Origin of the sequence: Absicoccus porci (assembly GCF_003725415.1) — a bacterium.
In the GTDB taxonomy this organism is placed as follows: domain Bacteria; phylum Bacillota_I; class Bacilli_A; order Erysipelotrichales; family Erysipelotrichaceae; genus Absicoccus; species Absicoccus porci.
Map to the genome: position 1 here is coordinate 305783 of NZ_RJQC01000002.1, position 15376 is coordinate 321158.

Consider the following 15376-nt stretch of genomic DNA (forward strand, 5'->3'; position numbering starts at 1 on the left):
CTTAACGCAATTCCTATGAAAAAAAAAGTGAAGCATGCTTCACTCAATCGTTTTGATTTCCATGTCAATGGTTTGGAAACAATCACTTAAATCTTGATTGGATTCCAAGGCTTTTTGAAGCGAAAACATCAATAAGCGCGTATCAAATGCATAGGCTGCATCCTTATATTGAATAGCGGGCCATTGATTTAAGTATTTCAGCAAAGTATCAATATCTTGCATTTGTAGAGTTGTTTTTCCATCACTTACGATCACGTCTTCTTGGGTAACACCCTTTAATCCATTAAAAATAGATGTATATAAAGAATCTTGAAATGGCACATACAGTGTTTTCGATTGTGGTTTGGCACTGTTTGTCATTAATTCTTCTGTTGTACACAATTGAATAATTTCTTTACAACGAGAATCATTCAAAAAAGCATCTAATGAATGGGAATTGGATTGATAAATCAAAAGTGAATAATTCATGGAAAACTCCTTTCTACGCTGGAATATCTTGTGGTAATGTAATTTTTTTGTTGTTGAGATCACCCAATACGACTTTGATTGGTACATCCGTATACCATTCGACCAATTGAGCATCATCCGTTGCTTGTCGTCCTTCTAATAAGGATTTCTCATAGCACTTCTTGATCAATGATGTTTTAAAACATTGTGGGGTTTGGGCATTATATACATGTTGACGCAATGGCGTTGTTTCAACATATCCATCTTTTACAATTTTAATCGTATCCACACTTGGAATCATCAATAAACAAGCATCTTCTGTTTCTAAGGCAACTTTTAAAGAATCAATTTGTTCTTTTGTAACAAAAGGGCGAGCGGCATCATGAATCATCACATAGTCTTGATTCACAAAATGAAGGCCAATACCTGCACTTTCTTGTCGTGTCATACCGCCTTCATGCAACTCAACGCGATGGATCTTACTATATCGTTCTATCATATAGCTTTCATCTTCTTTGGCATACATAAGGACAACTTGTTTGCATTCTGAATCACGCAAAAAGATACTTAAACTCATATCCAAAACGGTTTTATTCTTCTTCAATCGATGAAAGACTTTATTGTATGGCAGCTTCATGCGTGTGCCTTTTCCAGCTGCCAGTAAACATACACTGTAGTTCATAGCACAAACATTATAACAAAATTTCGCTTTCTCTGAACTATATTTTCAGAAATCTTAAACATTGATTCTTTGTTTATTGACTTTTTATGTATGCTCCACTTAATATTTTAATATATGTAATTTTTTTATTGGAGGGAGAAAATGAAACGATTACTAGCTTGTGTGATGGCTGTCCTACTTGTATTTTCAATGTCGGGTTGTGCGCAAGATACGTCCAAACAAGATGCAGAAACGGTTGTCACCAAATACTATGATCAACTAAAAAAAGGTGAATTTGATGAAGCGACGAAACTATGTACAAGTGATGTTAGCGATGACAATGAATATGGAATCATTACCGATAGCATGGATCAAATGATCGAGGAAATGTCAACTTCCTTTGATTTCAATGATTCACAAAATCAAAAAGTCAAAGACGTTGCCAATCAGTTTGCGAAAAATACAGTCAAACAATATGTACGTAGCTATGAAATCCAAAAAGACGATACGAGTGTCAATGATGACAAAGATAAAGTAACCGTTAAGGTGACCATCAAAGGGATTGACATGAATAGCTTTACAAATGTTACCAATGATGCGTCCATTACTAATTCGATTCAAGAAAAATACGAGCCAAAAATGGAAAGTCTTCAAGCCAATAATGCAACTGATGAACAAATCAATGATCTAATGGTTGAAATTATTACCGATTTATTTAACACCTATGGATCAAAGTTGGATGGTTTGAAATCTGTAGAACGCAAAGAAAAACTAACCCTTGCCAAAAAAGACAATACCTGGAAAATCAAAAAAATCAGCGTATCTGAAAAAGAAAATGCAACCAATGCATAACGAGCTGGATTTCAATCCAGCTTTTTCTATGCAAACAAAAAGCGATGCTTGCCTTCATCGCTTCGTGTTTTTCATATATGTTTAGGAGAGAGAGAAATATATGAAGTTTTTGTACTATTATTTGGAGCTTTTCCTTTGCTCAACTATAATATACGAAATAATTATCATAAGATTTTCTCTTAATCGTGTGAAAATTTGTTTTTCATCTTTCAATGCAAACAAAAAGCGATGCTTGCCTTCATCGCTCTTTGTTTTTTTCATATACGTTATTAGGGGAGAGAGAAATATATGAAGTTTTTTGTACTATTATTTGGAGCTTTCCTTTGCTCAACTGTAATGTACTAAATAATTAACGCGCAATTTTCACCTAATCATGTGAAAATTTGTGAGGTTTCGAAACATTATGTCAAATTGTGTGAAAACGCAACTTTTGTGCAACTTTTATATACAATCTTTTCTTTTTGCATATATAATATCAGTATGAATGTAAAAGAAATACTGCAAGAGTACAAACGACAGAACAATATTACGAATGATGAAATTGCACAAGTTCTAGGTGTCACCAAGTCAACGGTATCCCGTTGGTGCAATGGACAAACCAAACGAATCAATGCAGATACCTTGGAAAAATTATCTCAATTGATGCATTTGGATATGGATCAGATGAAACGAATGTCCACTTTTTCCTTTGAAAAGCCACTATTAGGTACGGTCAAAGCTGGATATGGTCTATTTGCGGAAGAAAACTTAGAGGGATATATTCCCGTTTCTGAATCCGATTATCGCAAAGGAGATTATTTTTTACGTGTTACTGGCAATTCCATGATCAATGCCAAGATCCACGATGGGGATTTATTATATGTGCAAGCCTGTAATGATGTGCCTAGCGGTACTATTGCGGTGGTATTGATTGGCCAGGACGAAGTTTCGGTCAAACGCATCATCAAGTCTGATACCGTATTATTATTGGAAGCAGCCAACCCTGATGTCGAAACCAAAGTATTTACTAAACAGGAAGTTAATGAATTACCCGTACAAATTATTGGCAAAGTCATTTATGCCAAAACGGAAATAAATTAAATTTTTATCGATGAAATCGTTAGAACCATTATCACCTTCAAAAATCAAGGCTTGAATTCATATTTTTTCTAGGTATACTGAAGATACTTGATAGTTAATTAGTTGAACGTTCAACTAATTTAAAATAAAGGAGATTTTAAATATGAATGTTATTAAACGAAGTGGTGAAGAAGTATTATTCAACGTTCAAAAGATTTTTAATGCGATTTCTAAAGCAAACCAAGCAACTCTACATACGCCAATGACTGATGCTGATATTCAAGATATTGCTAACAGTGTAACGGCCAAGTGCCAGGCGCTAAAACGAAGTGCTAATGTCGAAGAGATTCAAGATATGGTCGAAGCCGAATTGATGCAGAAACAATTCTTTTCGGTAGCACATAACTATATTACCTATCGATATGAGCGTGCCTTGGTTCGTAAAGCCAATTCAACCGATCAACAAATCATGAGTTTATTGGAACGTCAAAACGAAGAAGTAAAACAAGAAAACTCCAATAAGAACCCATTGGTCAATAGTGTACAACGTGACTATATGGCCGGTGAAGTATCAAAAGATATCACCAAGCGTTTCTTATTGCCACCAGAAATTTCAGAAGCACATGAAAAAGGCATCATTCATTTCCATGATGCCGACTATTTTGCACAGCATATGCACAATTGTTGCCTTGTCAACCTAGAAGATATGCTTCAAAATGGTACGGTCATTAGTGAAACCGGTATTGATAAACCACATAGTTTTGCGACAGCCTGTAACATTGCCACACAGATCATTGCGCAAGTGGCTAGTTCGCAATACGGTGGTCAATCCATCACCTTATCGCATTTAGCACCTTTTGTGGATGTATCCCGTCAAAAAGCTCGTAAGGAAGTGCGCCAAGAGTTTGAAGCAGCTGGCATTGAAATTTCCGAAGAAAAGATCAATGAAGTAGCTGAAATGCGTGTTCGTCGTGAAATTGAAAAAGGTGTTCAAACGATTCAGTACCAAGTCATTACTTTAATGACTACCAATGGACAAGCACCATTTGTGACGGTATTCATGTATTTAAACGAAGTACCAGAAGGACAAACGCGTGATGATTTGGCTTTGATCATTGAAGAAATGTTGAAACAACGTATTCAAGGTGTCAAAAACGAAAAGGGTGTATTCATTACGCCTGCTTTCCCTAAACTGATTTATTGTTTAGAAAACAACAACATTGAAGAAGATAGTAAATATTTCTATCTAACAAAATTAGCAGCCGAATGTACGGCCAAACGTATGGTTCCTGACTATATTTCCGAAAAGATCATGAAAGAATTAAAGGGTGGAGATGTTTACCCTTGCATGGGATGTCGTTCTTTCTTAACACCAGATCCAGTTCACCATAAATATTATGGTCGTTTCAATCAAGGTGTCGTAACCATCAACTTGGTTGATGTGGCATGTTCTTCGAAACGTGATATGGATGCCTTCTGGAAGATCTTAGATGAGCGTTTGGATCTTTGTTTTGAAGCTTTGATGTATCGTCATAATCGTTTAAAAGGTACGCCAAGTGATGTGGCTCCAATCTTATGGCAAAACGGTGCTTTGGCTCGTTTAAAGAAGGGTGAAACCATCGATAAGCTATTGTATGACAACTATTCAACCATTTCTTTAGGTTATGCTGGTATTGCTGAAATGGTTTATTACATGTTAGGTGTATCGCATACTTCGCCAGAAGGTGAAAAATTTGGTTTGAAAGTTATGCAGTATTTGAATGATTGGTGCAATAAAAAACGCGAAGAAACCAATATTTCTTTCAGTTTATATGGAACACCAATGGAATCAACAACATACAAGTTTGCGAAATGTCTACAAGATCGTTTTGGCATCATTCCTCATGTAACGGATAAAAACTACATCACAAACTCGTATCATGTTCATGTCACAGAACAAATCAATGCATTTGATAAGTTGACATTTGAATCGAAATTCCAGAAGTTATCTCCAGGTGGAGCCATCAGCTATGTAGAAGTGCCAAATATGGAAAACAATATTGATGCGGTCTTGGCTGTCATGAAGCACATCTACAATAACATCATGTATGCCGAATTGAATACAAAGAGCGATTATTGCCAGGTATGTGGCTATACCGGTGAGATCCAGATCGTAGAAGATGAAAATCATAAATTGATCTGGAAGTGTCCAAATTGCGGCAATACTGATCAAGAAAAGATGAACGTAGCTCGTCGTACTTGTGGCTATATTGGCACACAGTTCTGGAATCAAGGACGTACACAAGAAATCAAAGAGCGTGTGCTTCATTTGTAGAATATCAAAGCTGTATGATTTATATCATATAGCTTTTTTTAATGACCTGTTACAATATATGAGGGAGGTTCTATGACACTTCAACAATTAAAATATTTAGTAACCGTCGCCGAGTGTGGAAGCATTACGGCAGCGGCTGAAAAATTATATATTTCCCAACCTAGTTTAAGTACGTCGATTCATAGTTTGGAAAAAGAAATGGGCGTAACAGCTTTTATTCGTTCCAAGAAAGGGATTACGATCACACATGAAGGAGAACAACTGCTTTCTTATGCCCGCATGTTATTGGAACAAGCGGATAATATGAAAGATCATTTTGGCAAGGGGAAAAAGCGAACGCCGAAATTTTCGGTTTCTTGCCAACATTATTCCTTTGCGGTCAATGCGTATGTGGATTTGATTCGACATTTTGATTCGGATCAATATAGCTTTATTTTACGAGAGACCCAGACTGGTGAAATCATTGATGATGTCGCAAATGGTCGGAGTGAAATCGGTATTCTCTACTTATCACCGGATAATGAAGCTATCTTATCGAAGATGATCAAGAACAAGGATTTACAATTCATTGAACTCTTTGTGGCAGATCCTCATGTTTTTTTAAGTGCAGATCATCCTTTGGCTCATAAAGATATCATTGAGATCGATGATTTAATTCCCTACCCTTATCTTGTCTATGAGCAAGGGGAACAGAACTCGTTTTATTTTTCGGAGGAATTGATTCCGATGTTAGACTTTCCAAAGAATATTCAAGTTCGAGATCGTGCCACTTTATTTAACTTATTGATTGGACTACATGGTTTTACCGTTTGTAGTGGTGTCATTGATCAAAAATTAAATGGTGACAACATCATTGCTCGTCCTTTACATTTTTCTTCCCAAATGCGCATTGGATGCATCGTGCGTAAACATACGATCTTATCTCCATATGCATCTTTCTACCAAGAAGCTTTAAAGAAACATTTATCTATATAAAGTAAGAAAAGCACCTCACTTGAGGTGCATTTTACTTATTGTTTTGATAAAAATCGATTTCTAGCACGAACCACTTGTTTGATATGATCCACTCCTGTTTGACAACAACCGCCAACAGCACTAGCACCTGCTTTCATCCAAATTTCTGCCCAATTTTCATAGGGAATAGGTTGGGTTGGGCCATGCCATGTTTTTGTCAGTGGATCATAGGTTTCGCCACTATTTGGATATACACCAATTGGTAAATCGGTATATTTCTTCCATTCTTGAATTAAGGATTCGACATATTTTGGATCTGTACAATTGATACCGACCATCGCTAAATGAGGCAAACCAGACAATGCTTTGGCACATTCTTCGATGGTTTGGCCTTCATGAGTATGTTTGCCATCTTTACAAGTGAAACTAATCCAATAGGTAGCACCTAATTCTTCCGCTAATTTTGCTTCAATTAAGGCTTCTGTAAGTGAAGGTTGGGTCTCGATGATCAAAAGATCAGCGCCAGCTTTCCATAAGAGTTCCATACGGCGTTTATGAAATTGAATTAAAGTTTCCTCATCAACACCATAATTTCCTCGATATTCCGATCCATCTGCAAGATAAGCACCATAGGATCCCACAGCTCCTAAACACAAAGGATACACGCGTTCGCTCGCTTTTCCTTCTTCTTCCCACCATTGTTGGCGAGCTTCACAAAATAAAGTAACCGACTTTGTAATCAAAGCTTCGGCTTCGGATTCACTATATCCTTTAGCCATTAAGCCAGGTATAGAAGCTTGATAGCTATCGGTAATACCACAATCGGCTCCTGCTTTAAAGTAATCCATATGCACTTGTTTGACCCATTCCGGCTTATTAACCAAAGCACTGGCTGTCCAAAGGCTTTGATTCAAATCATATCCTTTTAGCTCCAAGCCTGTAGCCATGGATCCATCAATGATCATGATCTTTTCTTGATTCAATACATCTTGTAAAGATTGTCTATTCATATTCACTTTCTTCCTTTCCAAATACAACGGGTTCTGGATTTAATCCTGCTTCTTTTTCAGGAATAAAACGGAACCAGAAATCATGGAATAGATCCATGATCACTTTTTGTTTTGAATAAATAAATATCAAAGTAATAATAATGTATATGGCCGATAAAATATCGGTCATAGCCCATAAAGAATCGGCTTGGATGTTATAAAACAAAACACAAGGTAACATATAATAAATCATATAAATTTTTGTTGCTAGTTTATTTCTTTTTGTATCACCAAATGCATAGTTCACGGATTTCTCACAACTGTAATACATACCAATGATCGTTGTCCACGCAAAGACTGCAATCGCAACGGATATAAACCAACCGCCCATATGGCCATAAGCCACTTTAAAGGCGACGGTGGTCAATCGAGCACTGGAAATATTTGGATAGTCAATATATACATTGGTTAAAATCAACGAGAGTGCGGTTACCGAACAGACGACGATCGTATCCAAGAAAACTTCACCCCATCCCCAACTAGATTGTCTGACTGGATGATCCGTTTTTGCGCTGGCATGAGCAATAATGCCATATCCGGTACCAGCATCATTGGAATACAAACCACGTGCCACACCATATCGAATCGCATCTCGCACGGTAGCTCCGGCAAATCCGCCAATGCCTGCCATGGGTGTAAACGCCGATTTAAAAATCAATAAGAAAGCTTGTGGCACAATGGTAATATGCATCAATAAAATGCCTAGACCGCCAAGAATATAGATCAAAGCCATCAATGGCACTACTTTTTCCATGATGGAGGAAATTCGTTTCAATCCGCCAAAGATGGTCAAAAAGCAGGTGATACCTAAAACCGAAACAGAAAGAATCGGTGGGATTTGAAAGCCTTCTTTTAATGAGCTCGTTACCGCTTCGGTTTGGACGCAACATGTCCAAGGACCAAGTATAAAACACGCAAAGGCCAAGATAACGGCACCGGTTTTCCAGCCCAAAGCATTGCGCATCACAAATGAACGATCACACATATATTCATCCATGGATTTATTGTATTTCACACGATATCGTTGGCCTAAAATAATTTCACAGGCTTTGGTCGACATGCCGAATAGCCCTGAGATCCACATCCAAAAGATAGCGCCCGGTCCACCAGAAACCAAAGCCGAAGCTACACCGCCAATATTACCAACACCAATCGTGTTGGCCATGGCCGTACAAGCCGCTGCAAATCCGGATACGCTCCCGGTTCCTTGGCCTGGTTGAAACATTTTGCCAAAGGTATTTTGAAAATGAAACTTGATTTTACGAAAGTTATAGCGGAAGCCAAAGCGAATGGATAAATAAATACCGGTTCCAATGAGAACGATGGTCATGGGTGTGCCCCATAGAATATTGGATATTTGTGTTAGTATTCGAAACATGAAAATATTTTCTCATATTTCATATGGATTTACAAGGTTTTTCATATGTCTTGTGTATATTCTATCAAAGTGGATGAATCTGCTTTTTGCATGTATCATAGAGTATGAAAAGAAGGAATGATCGTATGTATTATGGAAATATAAAAAAATATGATATTGCGAATGGTGAAGGGGTTCGTATTAGTTTATTCGTATCGGGTTGTACGAATCATTGCAAAAATTGTTTCCAACCCGAAACATGGGATTTTGCCTATGGAAAGCCCTACACCAAAGAAACCGAAGCGGAAATTCTTGATTTTTTGAAAAATGATTTCTGTAAAGGCTTGTCCCTTTTGGGTGGTGATCCCTTTGAATTTTCAAATCAAGAAGAATTGGTCCAACTTTGTAAGAAAGCCAAAGAATTGTATCCAAAGAAAGATATTTGGGCTTGGACCGGCTTTATTTTAGATCAAGATCTATTGGATGGCGGTCGTCGTCATGGCCCAGTAACGGATGAATTCTTATCCTATATTGATGTGCTTGTAGATGGTCCTTTTATTGAGGAACAAAAGAACATCCAATTGGCTTTTCGTGGTTCAGAAAATCAACGCGTGATTGATTTGAAGAAAAGTTTAGTGCAAAAAGAGATTGTCTTGTATCTTGACTAAATCACAGAATTGATATAAGGTGTACTCGTAACAAATAAATAACGTCTTTGGGGCAGGGTGAAATTCCCTACCGATGGTAAAGTCCATGACCCTCATATGAGGCTGAACTGGTGAAATTCCAGTACCGACGGTTAGAGTCCGGATGGGAAAAGACAAGAATACGAGTTTTTTTCATGGTGTGCCCCTTGTGGTACACCATTTTTTTGTTTCAAAGGCATAGGAAAGGGAGTATAAGAATGGAAGTTAATAATCGAACAAAGAAAGTTACACGATGTGGTATGTTGATTGGAATTGCGATCATCTTGCAGTATATTGAGATTTCAATTCCTATCATGCCTAGTTTTATCAAATTAGATTTTTCGGATTTACCGGAATTGATTGGTGCTTTAGCGTATGGTCCATTAACAGGTGTATTGATTGCGTTGATCAAAAATATCATCCATATGGCTGTCAGCCAATCGGGTTTTGTAGGGGAATTATCCAATTTCCTTCTTGGTGCTACATTTGCGGCAGTAGCTGGCTATGTATTCCAAAAGAATCCAACAAAATCGGGGGTTTTCAAAGCCAGTGCCTTAGGTGCTTTAGCTATGGCTTTGATCAGTTGGCCAATTAATTATTGGATCATCTATCCTTTATACTATAGTGTATTGGGATTTCCAGAAGTAGCCATCTTAGAAATGTATCAGTTGTTGATGCCATCGATTAAAAGTATTGGACAAGCGTTACTGGTATTCAATGTTCCATTTACTTTGATCAAAGGTATTATCAATGGTGTAATCATGGTATTGATTTATAACCGTATTCAATTTATCTTTCATGAAAAATAGTGTTCTCCAATGATTCAACTTCATTGTATGCATGATGGGACTGCATCAACCCATCATGCATTTTATTTTTGAAAGAGCTTGATCCAATGTATCAAATACACCAAAGGTGGCTTCTTTCAATACTGCATCTGGTTGCACGATATCGGGTATCATGATGGTTGGAAATCCGCCACGAATACCAGCTTTCACACCATTGATTGCATCCTCAAAGACTAGGCAATGTTTGGGTTCTACCTGCAATCGATGCGCTGCTTCCAAGAAAACATCCGCTGCCGGTTTGCCATGTTCTACTTCTTGTGTACTGACAATGACTGAAAAATAAGCATCGATATCCACTAATTTTAAGTTTCGATCAATCAATGCACGAGGTGATCCAGACGCTACCGCCATTGGAATTTTGAACGATTGAAGATAGGTCAACATTTCCTTAACGCCTGGTTTTAAAGAAAGATCATTCAATTCTTGTTTTGCCACATATTCCAATACATCATTGATATAGGCTACACCATCAACGGAAAATTTCAATTCTATTTCTTTAGCAATGTGATCGGGACTTGCTCCTGTATATTCTTTTGCTAGTGAATCGGTCATTGCGATTTCATATTTCTTTCCTATCTCTTTCATCCCAATCTGATAAATCTTTTGTGTATCAACCAGTAAACCATCTAAATCAAATATAGCGCCTTGTATCATTTCCAATTTCCTTTCATCACTAAAAAAACTTGCTTTCAATGTAATATCAATTCATTGATACCTCCATTAAAAGCAAGAAAATCGATTTATTCTCTATTTTTCATCCATTCTTCTTTTGAATCATTTGGCAAGATAACATATTTAATGCCTTCTTGTCTGCCAATGCTTTCCAATGCATCAATTGTTTTTTCTAGTGGATAGTAACCGCTAATATATTTGCCACCATCAATTTCTCCACTGGCTAACAGTTTCAATGCCCATTGTACATGATATGGCGTATGATGATAGACACCTTTCAAAGTAATCTCTCCATAATGGAATTTCTCACAATCAAATGTGACTTTAGATCCTTTTTTTGTTCCGCCAAAGCATAACACGGTAGCTCCTGGACGAGCCATTTCAAATGCTTTTTCCCATGCTTCTGGGAATCCGGTTGCTTCTACAACGANGATCCTTTTTTTGTTCCGCCAAAGCATAACACGGTAGCTCCTGGACGAGCCATTTCAAATGCTTTTTCCCATGCTTCTGGGAATCCGGTTGCTTCTACAACGATTTGCGGTCCTTTTCCTTCTGTTAGATTTCTTACTTGTTCAACATAATCCGGTGCGCCTGCATTAACTTGCGCAATGGTACCAAAATTCTTCGATAATTCCAATCGATGTTCAGACAAGTCGGCTGCAATAACACGGCATCCATGCAAGTTCAAAAGATCCATGAACATCAATCCAATCGGTCCTGCCCCAATTACAACAACATAATCACCAACTTTGGCAGGGATGGAATCAAAACCATGTACAGCACATGCCAATGGTTCCAGCAATGCTGCATATTCATATGGCAATCCATCTGGAATTTTAAAGAAGTTATATTTCAAGATATGTGCTGGTACAGCAACATACTGAGAAAATGCTCCATTCAAATATTGAAGATGTTCACATAAACTATACTGTTTATTTTTACAGTTTTCACATTCAAAACATGGAGCTGTATTTACACCAACAACCCGATCACCTACTTTGAATTTTGTAACATTCTTGCCTACTTCAACAACATCACTGGCAAACTCATGGCCAAATGTAGATGGTGTATGTTGAATAATGGTTGGATGACCACGACGATATGTCTTCAAATCTGTTCCACAAGTTAAAGCAGCTCGAACTTTAACAAGAATTTCATCATCGCCAATTTGAGGAATATCTGTTTCTTCAAATCGTACATCTCCTGGTGCATAAAACATTTGCGCTTTCATTTTTCCTTGCATATTTTCTCCACCTCATAATAAATCGGCTAACACACCAATATTCTCTACCATGATATCTGGTTGATGTTTACTGCTTGGTACATCTTCTTCTTTGGTTTCGCCACTTAGTACCAGGATACTGACAACATCCGAATGATCGGCTACCGCAATATCGGTATACATCCGATCCCCAACGATCGCAATTTGTTCCGGCTTTAATCCTGTTGCCTTCACAATATACTCCAGCGTACGATGGCTTGGTTTCCCAAAAAATTCTGGATAGACTCCCGTACTGGATTCGACACATCTGGCGATACTGCCACAATCCGGAATGAATTCACCACCCTCGACTGGACAATTTAAATCAGGATTGATGCCATAATACGTCTTGCCATGTCGAACAAACGTACATAGCTTCGATAGCTTTTCATAGGTCAACGTGGTATCAAATCCAAGAATGACTACATCTGGATCTTTGTCATCCAGTGTCCATCCAGCCTTCTCAAAAGCACGTAACAAAGCGGGTGTACCAACCACATACAGCTTGGCTTTTGGATGATGTTCCTGCAAATATTCCAGGATCACATCGGTCGATACCATCATCTGTTCGGGTGTGATATCGATTCCCATTTTCCCCAGTTTTGTTGTATAGGCCTCCAGATCCTTGGATGAATTATTGGTAAAGAAATAATAATTCCGACCTGTTTTTTCTACTGTATCCAAAAACTTATGCGTATAGGGAAACAAATCATTTCCCAAATAGATGGTTCCATCCATATCAAGAATAAAGGTCTTGATACCTTTCATACGTTCTTGGATTTCTTTTAAATCGGTCAACATAGGCTAGGCAACAATTTCATCGTAGAAACTATAGAATTTCAACAGACGCATAAAGGTTAGACGATGACGTACATATGGACTTAATTTCAATGTCAATGAGCGTAGACTTTCATCTAGGCCAATTTCAGGCAATGTTGTCAATCCATGCACATCTTTTAACCAACGAATTTCTTGTTCCGCACTTGGTAGATCTTCCAATATTTTTATGATATCGGCTTCATGGTCTTTCAATTGCTGACCAGTGATTCCTGCCATTACATTGTCTTCATTTTCTTTTAAGATTTCTGCTTGAAGAACAGGATTTTTGAAATGTTCCTTAATGAAATCAACTTCCACATCCATGTGATCTTTAACAGTGTAATTTCCTTCTTTTAGTTTAGCCAATGCTTTCTTATAGACAGCTGAAGTGATGCATAGACCAACACCAACTTTTTCACCGTGTAAATAATCGATCGGTTCGTTGATGGCTGCTTCTTCCCATAAATGTGAACAATGATGTTCACATCCAGAGGCAGGGCGAGAATAAGTCATGATCTGCATAGCTAAGCCACTTAATAATAAGCCATACATTAAATTCTCATAGGCTGCTAAATCACCTGATCCAATACCATCTAAATTATTGACTAAATCTTTTAAAATATCATATTCCCAATTTACAATTGGCCAACTGATATATTCACCTGTTACGGCGGAAGCAATTCGCCAATCACATAATGCTGTATATTTTCCTAATAAATCACCCACTCCACTGGCTGTTAATCGTTTGGGTGCATGCGCAAAGATATCACTATCGGCTAATACAAAAATGGGACTAACAGCTGTAAATGTCTTTTTCATACCTTTCCATGTCATCGCAGCCATTGTAGAAACGAATCCATCTACAGAGGCAGCAGTTGGAATAGATAAGAAATTGATTTTTTTGTGATACGCATGATAACGAGTGATATCATGAATTGTTCCTGATCCACACGCAATCATAAAATCAACATCTGGATATTGTTTCAATCCTTCTTCTGCTAACCCCACCCCATGTTCATCTGCATGTAAATTTGTTGGGTCTAAAATAATTGTATGAACACTTGGTACAATTTGCTCTACCGTTTTACCAGCTGCCTGATACGTATTTTCATCACAAATCATAACAATATTCTTATATTGTGGATACTTTTCTTGTAAAACTATGGGAAGCTTTTGAAGGGCCCCCTTTTCAATGATCAAATCATCGACATAAATCTTTTGATTCTTTTCCGGATCACATAGTCCCCTGATTTTATTTACATCAATTTGCATATTTACTCCTTATCATTCTACAACTCTATGTCTTTGCATTCCTTTTATACTTTTATATATTGATTTTTTCTTCTTTTTCTCTGTATACATTGCTTTATCTATAGCAATGTGATCTTTAATAAATTCTCGGGTATCATCCAAAGTAACATTTTTTATTCCTTCTTTTTTCAAAGGTATCATTTCACTTGGATAGCATAGAATCAATAAATCATCTGTCTCTTTTATCTCAACAATAGAGTGCCATTTATAATCCATTCGATAACCATCAATAGAGTAATGAACCTTATCTGATAATGTGATCTCTATTTTATTATTGACTCTTCCATATTTTTTCTTATATCTATTAATTTGTCGTTTGGTTACCATGCGGCGAGATGAAAACATCTCACCAAAAGCCATTAAAGCTGCTATTCCAAGCCAAATATAATTCATATGTGATCCAGGATTTGTCATGAGACCATATACTCCCAATAGGATTCCCATGATCATGACACCAATGATAGGAATTTCATTCTGTCTATTGGCAGTATTAATATATTGTTCAATAATTTCTTCACTGTTTGTGTATTTACACGTGATTTTCTTGGTTAACATATGATTCCCCTTTTCATAAAAAGCAAACATAAGCCACAGAGAATCTGTGGCTTATTCGTGGCTATTCTGATTCTTGACCTTGTTTGATATAAGCCGCAAGTTTTTCTGGAAGATTTACTACATCTGTATCATATAGATCTTGCATTTTATCTGTATCTGCAAACAAACCCATCAAATGTTGTAAAATTTCCATATGACTAGAATCTGTTAATGCTAGATTAAATACCATTTTTGCTGATATTTCTTCTGTCTCATCATCCATGCGTCGAAAACAAACGGGCTTATCCAACTTCAACATACAAATAGCATTTTTTACTACTCCGGATGCTTCTGAATGTGGCATTGCTACGGGAACAACCGTTGGCAAGCCTGTAGGATATTCTTTTTCTCGATTGATACAATTTGACTCGAATTGATCAGTTACATATCCTTCTTCCTTTAATTTCTGGGCACAAAGGTGTATCGCTTCAAAATCTGTGTTTGCATGCCCTTCTATTGCAAAATATTTCATATCATCCATGTAATGCGCAT

At 37.2% G+C, this 15376-nt stretch carries 15 protein-coding genes, 1 pseudogene and 1 riboswitch; of the genes and pseudogenes, 6 read left to right on the forward strand and 10 right to left on the reverse strand.

Going from position 1 to position 15376, the window contains the following annotated elements:
• Positions 1 to 39: 39 nt before the first annotated feature.
• Together EDX97_RS06285 and ispD are read right to left on the reverse strand one after the other, a co-directional pair.
• A complete protein-coding gene (locus EDX97_RS06285) occupies positions 40 to 468 on the reverse strand; it encodes a glycosyltransferase family protein (protein WP_128520315.1) in 429 nt (142 codons plus the stop codon).
• 13 nt (positions 469 to 481) lie between these two features.
• Complete coding sequence (ispD, locus tag EDX97_RS06290) at positions 482 to 1129, reverse strand: 2-C-methyl-D-erythritol 4-phosphate cytidylyltransferase (protein WP_128520316.1); 648 nt, start codon at positions 1127 to 1129, stop codon at positions 482 to 484.
• Positions 1130 to 1270: 141 nt separating this feature from the next.
• On the opposite strand from ispD, the gene EDX97_RS06295 reads away from it, so the two are divergent.
• The 4 genes from EDX97_RS06295 (at position 1271) to EDX97_RS06310 (ending at position 6308) form a co-directional block, all read left to right on the forward strand.
• Positions 1271 to 1960 carry an outer membrane protein assembly factor BamD gene (locus EDX97_RS06295; protein WP_128520317.1) on the forward strand — a complete coding sequence of 230 codons (690 nt, stop codon included), beginning with the start codon at positions 1271 to 1273 and terminating at the stop codon, positions 1958 to 1960.
• A gap of 480 nt (positions 1961 to 2440) precedes the next feature.
• Positions 2441 to 3040 (forward strand): LexA family protein, encoded by a 600-nt coding sequence (locus EDX97_RS06300; RefSeq protein ID WP_128520318.1) that lies wholly within the window; start codon positions 2441 to 2443, stop codon positions 3038 to 3040.
• A gap of 142 nt (positions 3041 to 3182) precedes the next feature.
• Positions 3183 to 5333, forward strand: coding sequence for an anaerobic ribonucleoside-triphosphate reductase (gene nrdD / locus EDX97_RS06305; RefSeq protein WP_128520319.1), 2151 nt, complete (start codon positions 3183 to 3185; stop codon positions 5331 to 5333).
• A gap of 72 nt (positions 5334 to 5405) precedes the next feature.
• Positions 5406 to 6308, forward strand: coding sequence for a LysR family transcriptional regulator (locus EDX97_RS06310; protein WP_128520320.1), 903 nt, complete (start codon positions 5406 to 5408; stop codon positions 6306 to 6308).
• A 35-nt stretch (positions 6309 to 6343) separates the two neighbouring features.
• Here EDX97_RS06310 and mmuM read toward each other — a convergent pair whose 3' ends face one another.
• Together mmuM and EDX97_RS06320 are read right to left on the reverse strand one after the other, a co-directional pair.
• The gene (mmuM, locus tag EDX97_RS06315; protein ID WP_128520321.1) at positions 6344 to 7297 is read right to left on the reverse strand and encodes a homocysteine S-methyltransferase; all 954 of its coding nucleotides are present in this window, start codon (positions 7295 to 7297) and stop codon (positions 6344 to 6346) included.
• Positions 7290 to 8714, reverse strand: a complete 1425-nt coding sequence (locus tag EDX97_RS06320) for an alanine/glycine:cation symporter family protein (protein WP_128520322.1) — start codon at positions 8712 to 8714, stop codon at positions 7290 to 7292. The genes mmuM and EDX97_RS06320 overlap by 8 nt, the downstream gene beginning before the upstream one ends.
• Positions 8715 to 8839: 125 nt before the next feature.
• On the opposite strand from EDX97_RS06320, the gene nrdG reads away from it, so the two are divergent.
• Together nrdG and EDX97_RS06330 are read left to right on the forward strand one after the other, a co-directional pair.
• Positions 8840 to 9361: an anaerobic ribonucleoside-triphosphate reductase activating protein gene (gene nrdG / locus EDX97_RS06325; protein ID WP_128520638.1), complete on the forward strand. Its 522-nt coding sequence runs from the start codon at positions 8840 to 8842 to the stop codon at positions 9359 to 9361.
• A gap of 39 nt (positions 9362 to 9400) precedes the next feature.
• Positions 9401 to 9519: riboswitch (FMN riboswitch) on the forward strand.
• 78 nt (positions 9520 to 9597) lie between these two features.
• The gene (locus tag EDX97_RS06330; protein WP_128520323.1) at positions 9598 to 10188 is read left to right on the forward strand and encodes an ECF transporter S component; all 591 of its coding nucleotides are present in this window, start codon (positions 9598 to 9600) and stop codon (positions 10186 to 10188) included.
• Between the two features lie 45 nt (positions 10189 to 10233).
• On the opposite strand, the gene EDX97_RS06335 is transcribed toward EDX97_RS06330, so the two are convergent.
• The 6 genes and pseudogenes from EDX97_RS06335 to EDX97_RS06365 form a co-directional block, all read right to left on the reverse strand.
• Entirely contained in the window at positions 10234 to 10881 is a 648-nt protein-coding gene (locus EDX97_RS06335; protein ID WP_148039806.1) for an HAD family hydrolase, read from the reverse strand.
• 449 nt (positions 10882 to 11330) lie between these two features.
• Positions 11331 to 12142, reverse strand: a pseudogene (locus tag EDX97_RS12255) (zinc-dependent alcohol dehydrogenase); the annotation flags it as partial.
• A gap of 12 nt (positions 12143 to 12154) precedes the next feature.
• Positions 12155 to 12961, reverse strand: coding sequence for an HAD-IIA family hydrolase (locus tag EDX97_RS06350; protein ID WP_128520327.1), 807 nt, complete (start codon positions 12959 to 12961; stop codon positions 12155 to 12157).
• Between the two features lie 3 nt (positions 12962 to 12964).
• A complete protein-coding gene (locus tag EDX97_RS06355; protein WP_128520328.1) occupies positions 12965 to 14251 on the reverse strand; it encodes a sn-glycerol-1-phosphate dehydrogenase in 1287 nt (428 codons plus the stop codon).
• A 12-nt stretch (positions 14252 to 14263) separates the two neighbouring features.
• Entirely contained in the window at positions 14264 to 14845 is a 582-nt protein-coding gene (locus tag EDX97_RS06360) for a hypothetical protein (RefSeq protein WP_128520329.1), read from the reverse strand.
• 61 nt (positions 14846 to 14906) lie between these two features.
• Entirely contained in the window at positions 14907 to 15365 is a 459-nt protein-coding gene (locus tag EDX97_RS06365) for a PTS sugar transporter subunit IIA (protein WP_128520330.1), read from the reverse strand.
• Between the last annotated feature and the right edge of the window lie 11 nt (positions 15366 to 15376).

Coding starts and splice junctions, on each gene's coding strand:
- EDX97_RS06335 (WP_148039806.1), bottom strand. CDS start 10,881: ATGATACAAGGCGCTATATTTGATTTAGATGGTTTACTGGTTGATACA.
- EDX97_RS06365 (WP_128520330.1), bottom strand. CDS start 15,365: ATGGATGATATGAAATATTTTGCAATAGAAGGGCATGCAAACACAGAT.
- EDX97_RS06320 (WP_128520322.1), bottom strand. CDS start 8,714: ATGTTTCGAATACTAACACAAATATCCAATATTCTATGGGGCACACCC.
- EDX97_RS06285 (WP_128520315.1), bottom strand. CDS start 468: ATGAATTATTCACTTTTGATTTATCAATCCAATTCCCATTCATTAGAT.
- EDX97_RS06350 (WP_128520327.1), bottom strand. CDS start 12,961: ATGTTGACCGATTTAAAAGAAATCCAAGAACGTATGAAAGGTATCAAG.
- mmuM (WP_128520321.1), bottom strand. CDS start 7,297: ATGAATAGACAATCTTTACAAGATGTATTGAATCAAGAAAAGATCATG.
- EDX97_RS06360 (WP_128520329.1), bottom strand. CDS start 14,845: ATGTTAACCAAGAAAATCACGTGTAAATACACAAACAGTGAAGAAATT.
- EDX97_RS06310 (WP_128520320.1), top strand. CDS start 5,406: ATGACACTTCAACAATTAAAATATTTAGTAACCGTCGCCGAGTGTGGA.
- EDX97_RS06300 (WP_128520318.1), top strand. CDS start 2,441: ATGAATGTAAAAGAAATACTGCAAGAGTACAAACGACAGAACAATATT.
- EDX97_RS06355 (WP_128520328.1), bottom strand. CDS start 14,251: ATGCAAATTGATGTAAATAAAATCAGGGGACTATGTGATCCGGAAAAG.
- nrdG (WP_128520638.1), top strand. CDS start 8,840: ATGTATTATGGAAATATAAAAAAATATGATATTGCGAATGGTGAAGGG.
- ispD (WP_128520316.1), bottom strand. CDS start 1,129: ATGAACTACAGTGTATGTTTACTGGCAGCTGGAAAAGGCACACGCATG.
- nrdD (WP_128520319.1), top strand. CDS start 3,183: ATGAATGTTATTAAACGAAGTGGTGAAGAAGTATTATTCAACGTTCAA.
- EDX97_RS06330 (WP_128520323.1), top strand. CDS start 9,598: ATGGAAGTTAATAATCGAACAAAGAAAGTTACACGATGTGGTATGTTG.
- EDX97_RS06295 (WP_128520317.1), top strand. CDS start 1,271: ATGAAACGATTACTAGCTTGTGTGATGGCTGTCCTACTTGTATTTTCA.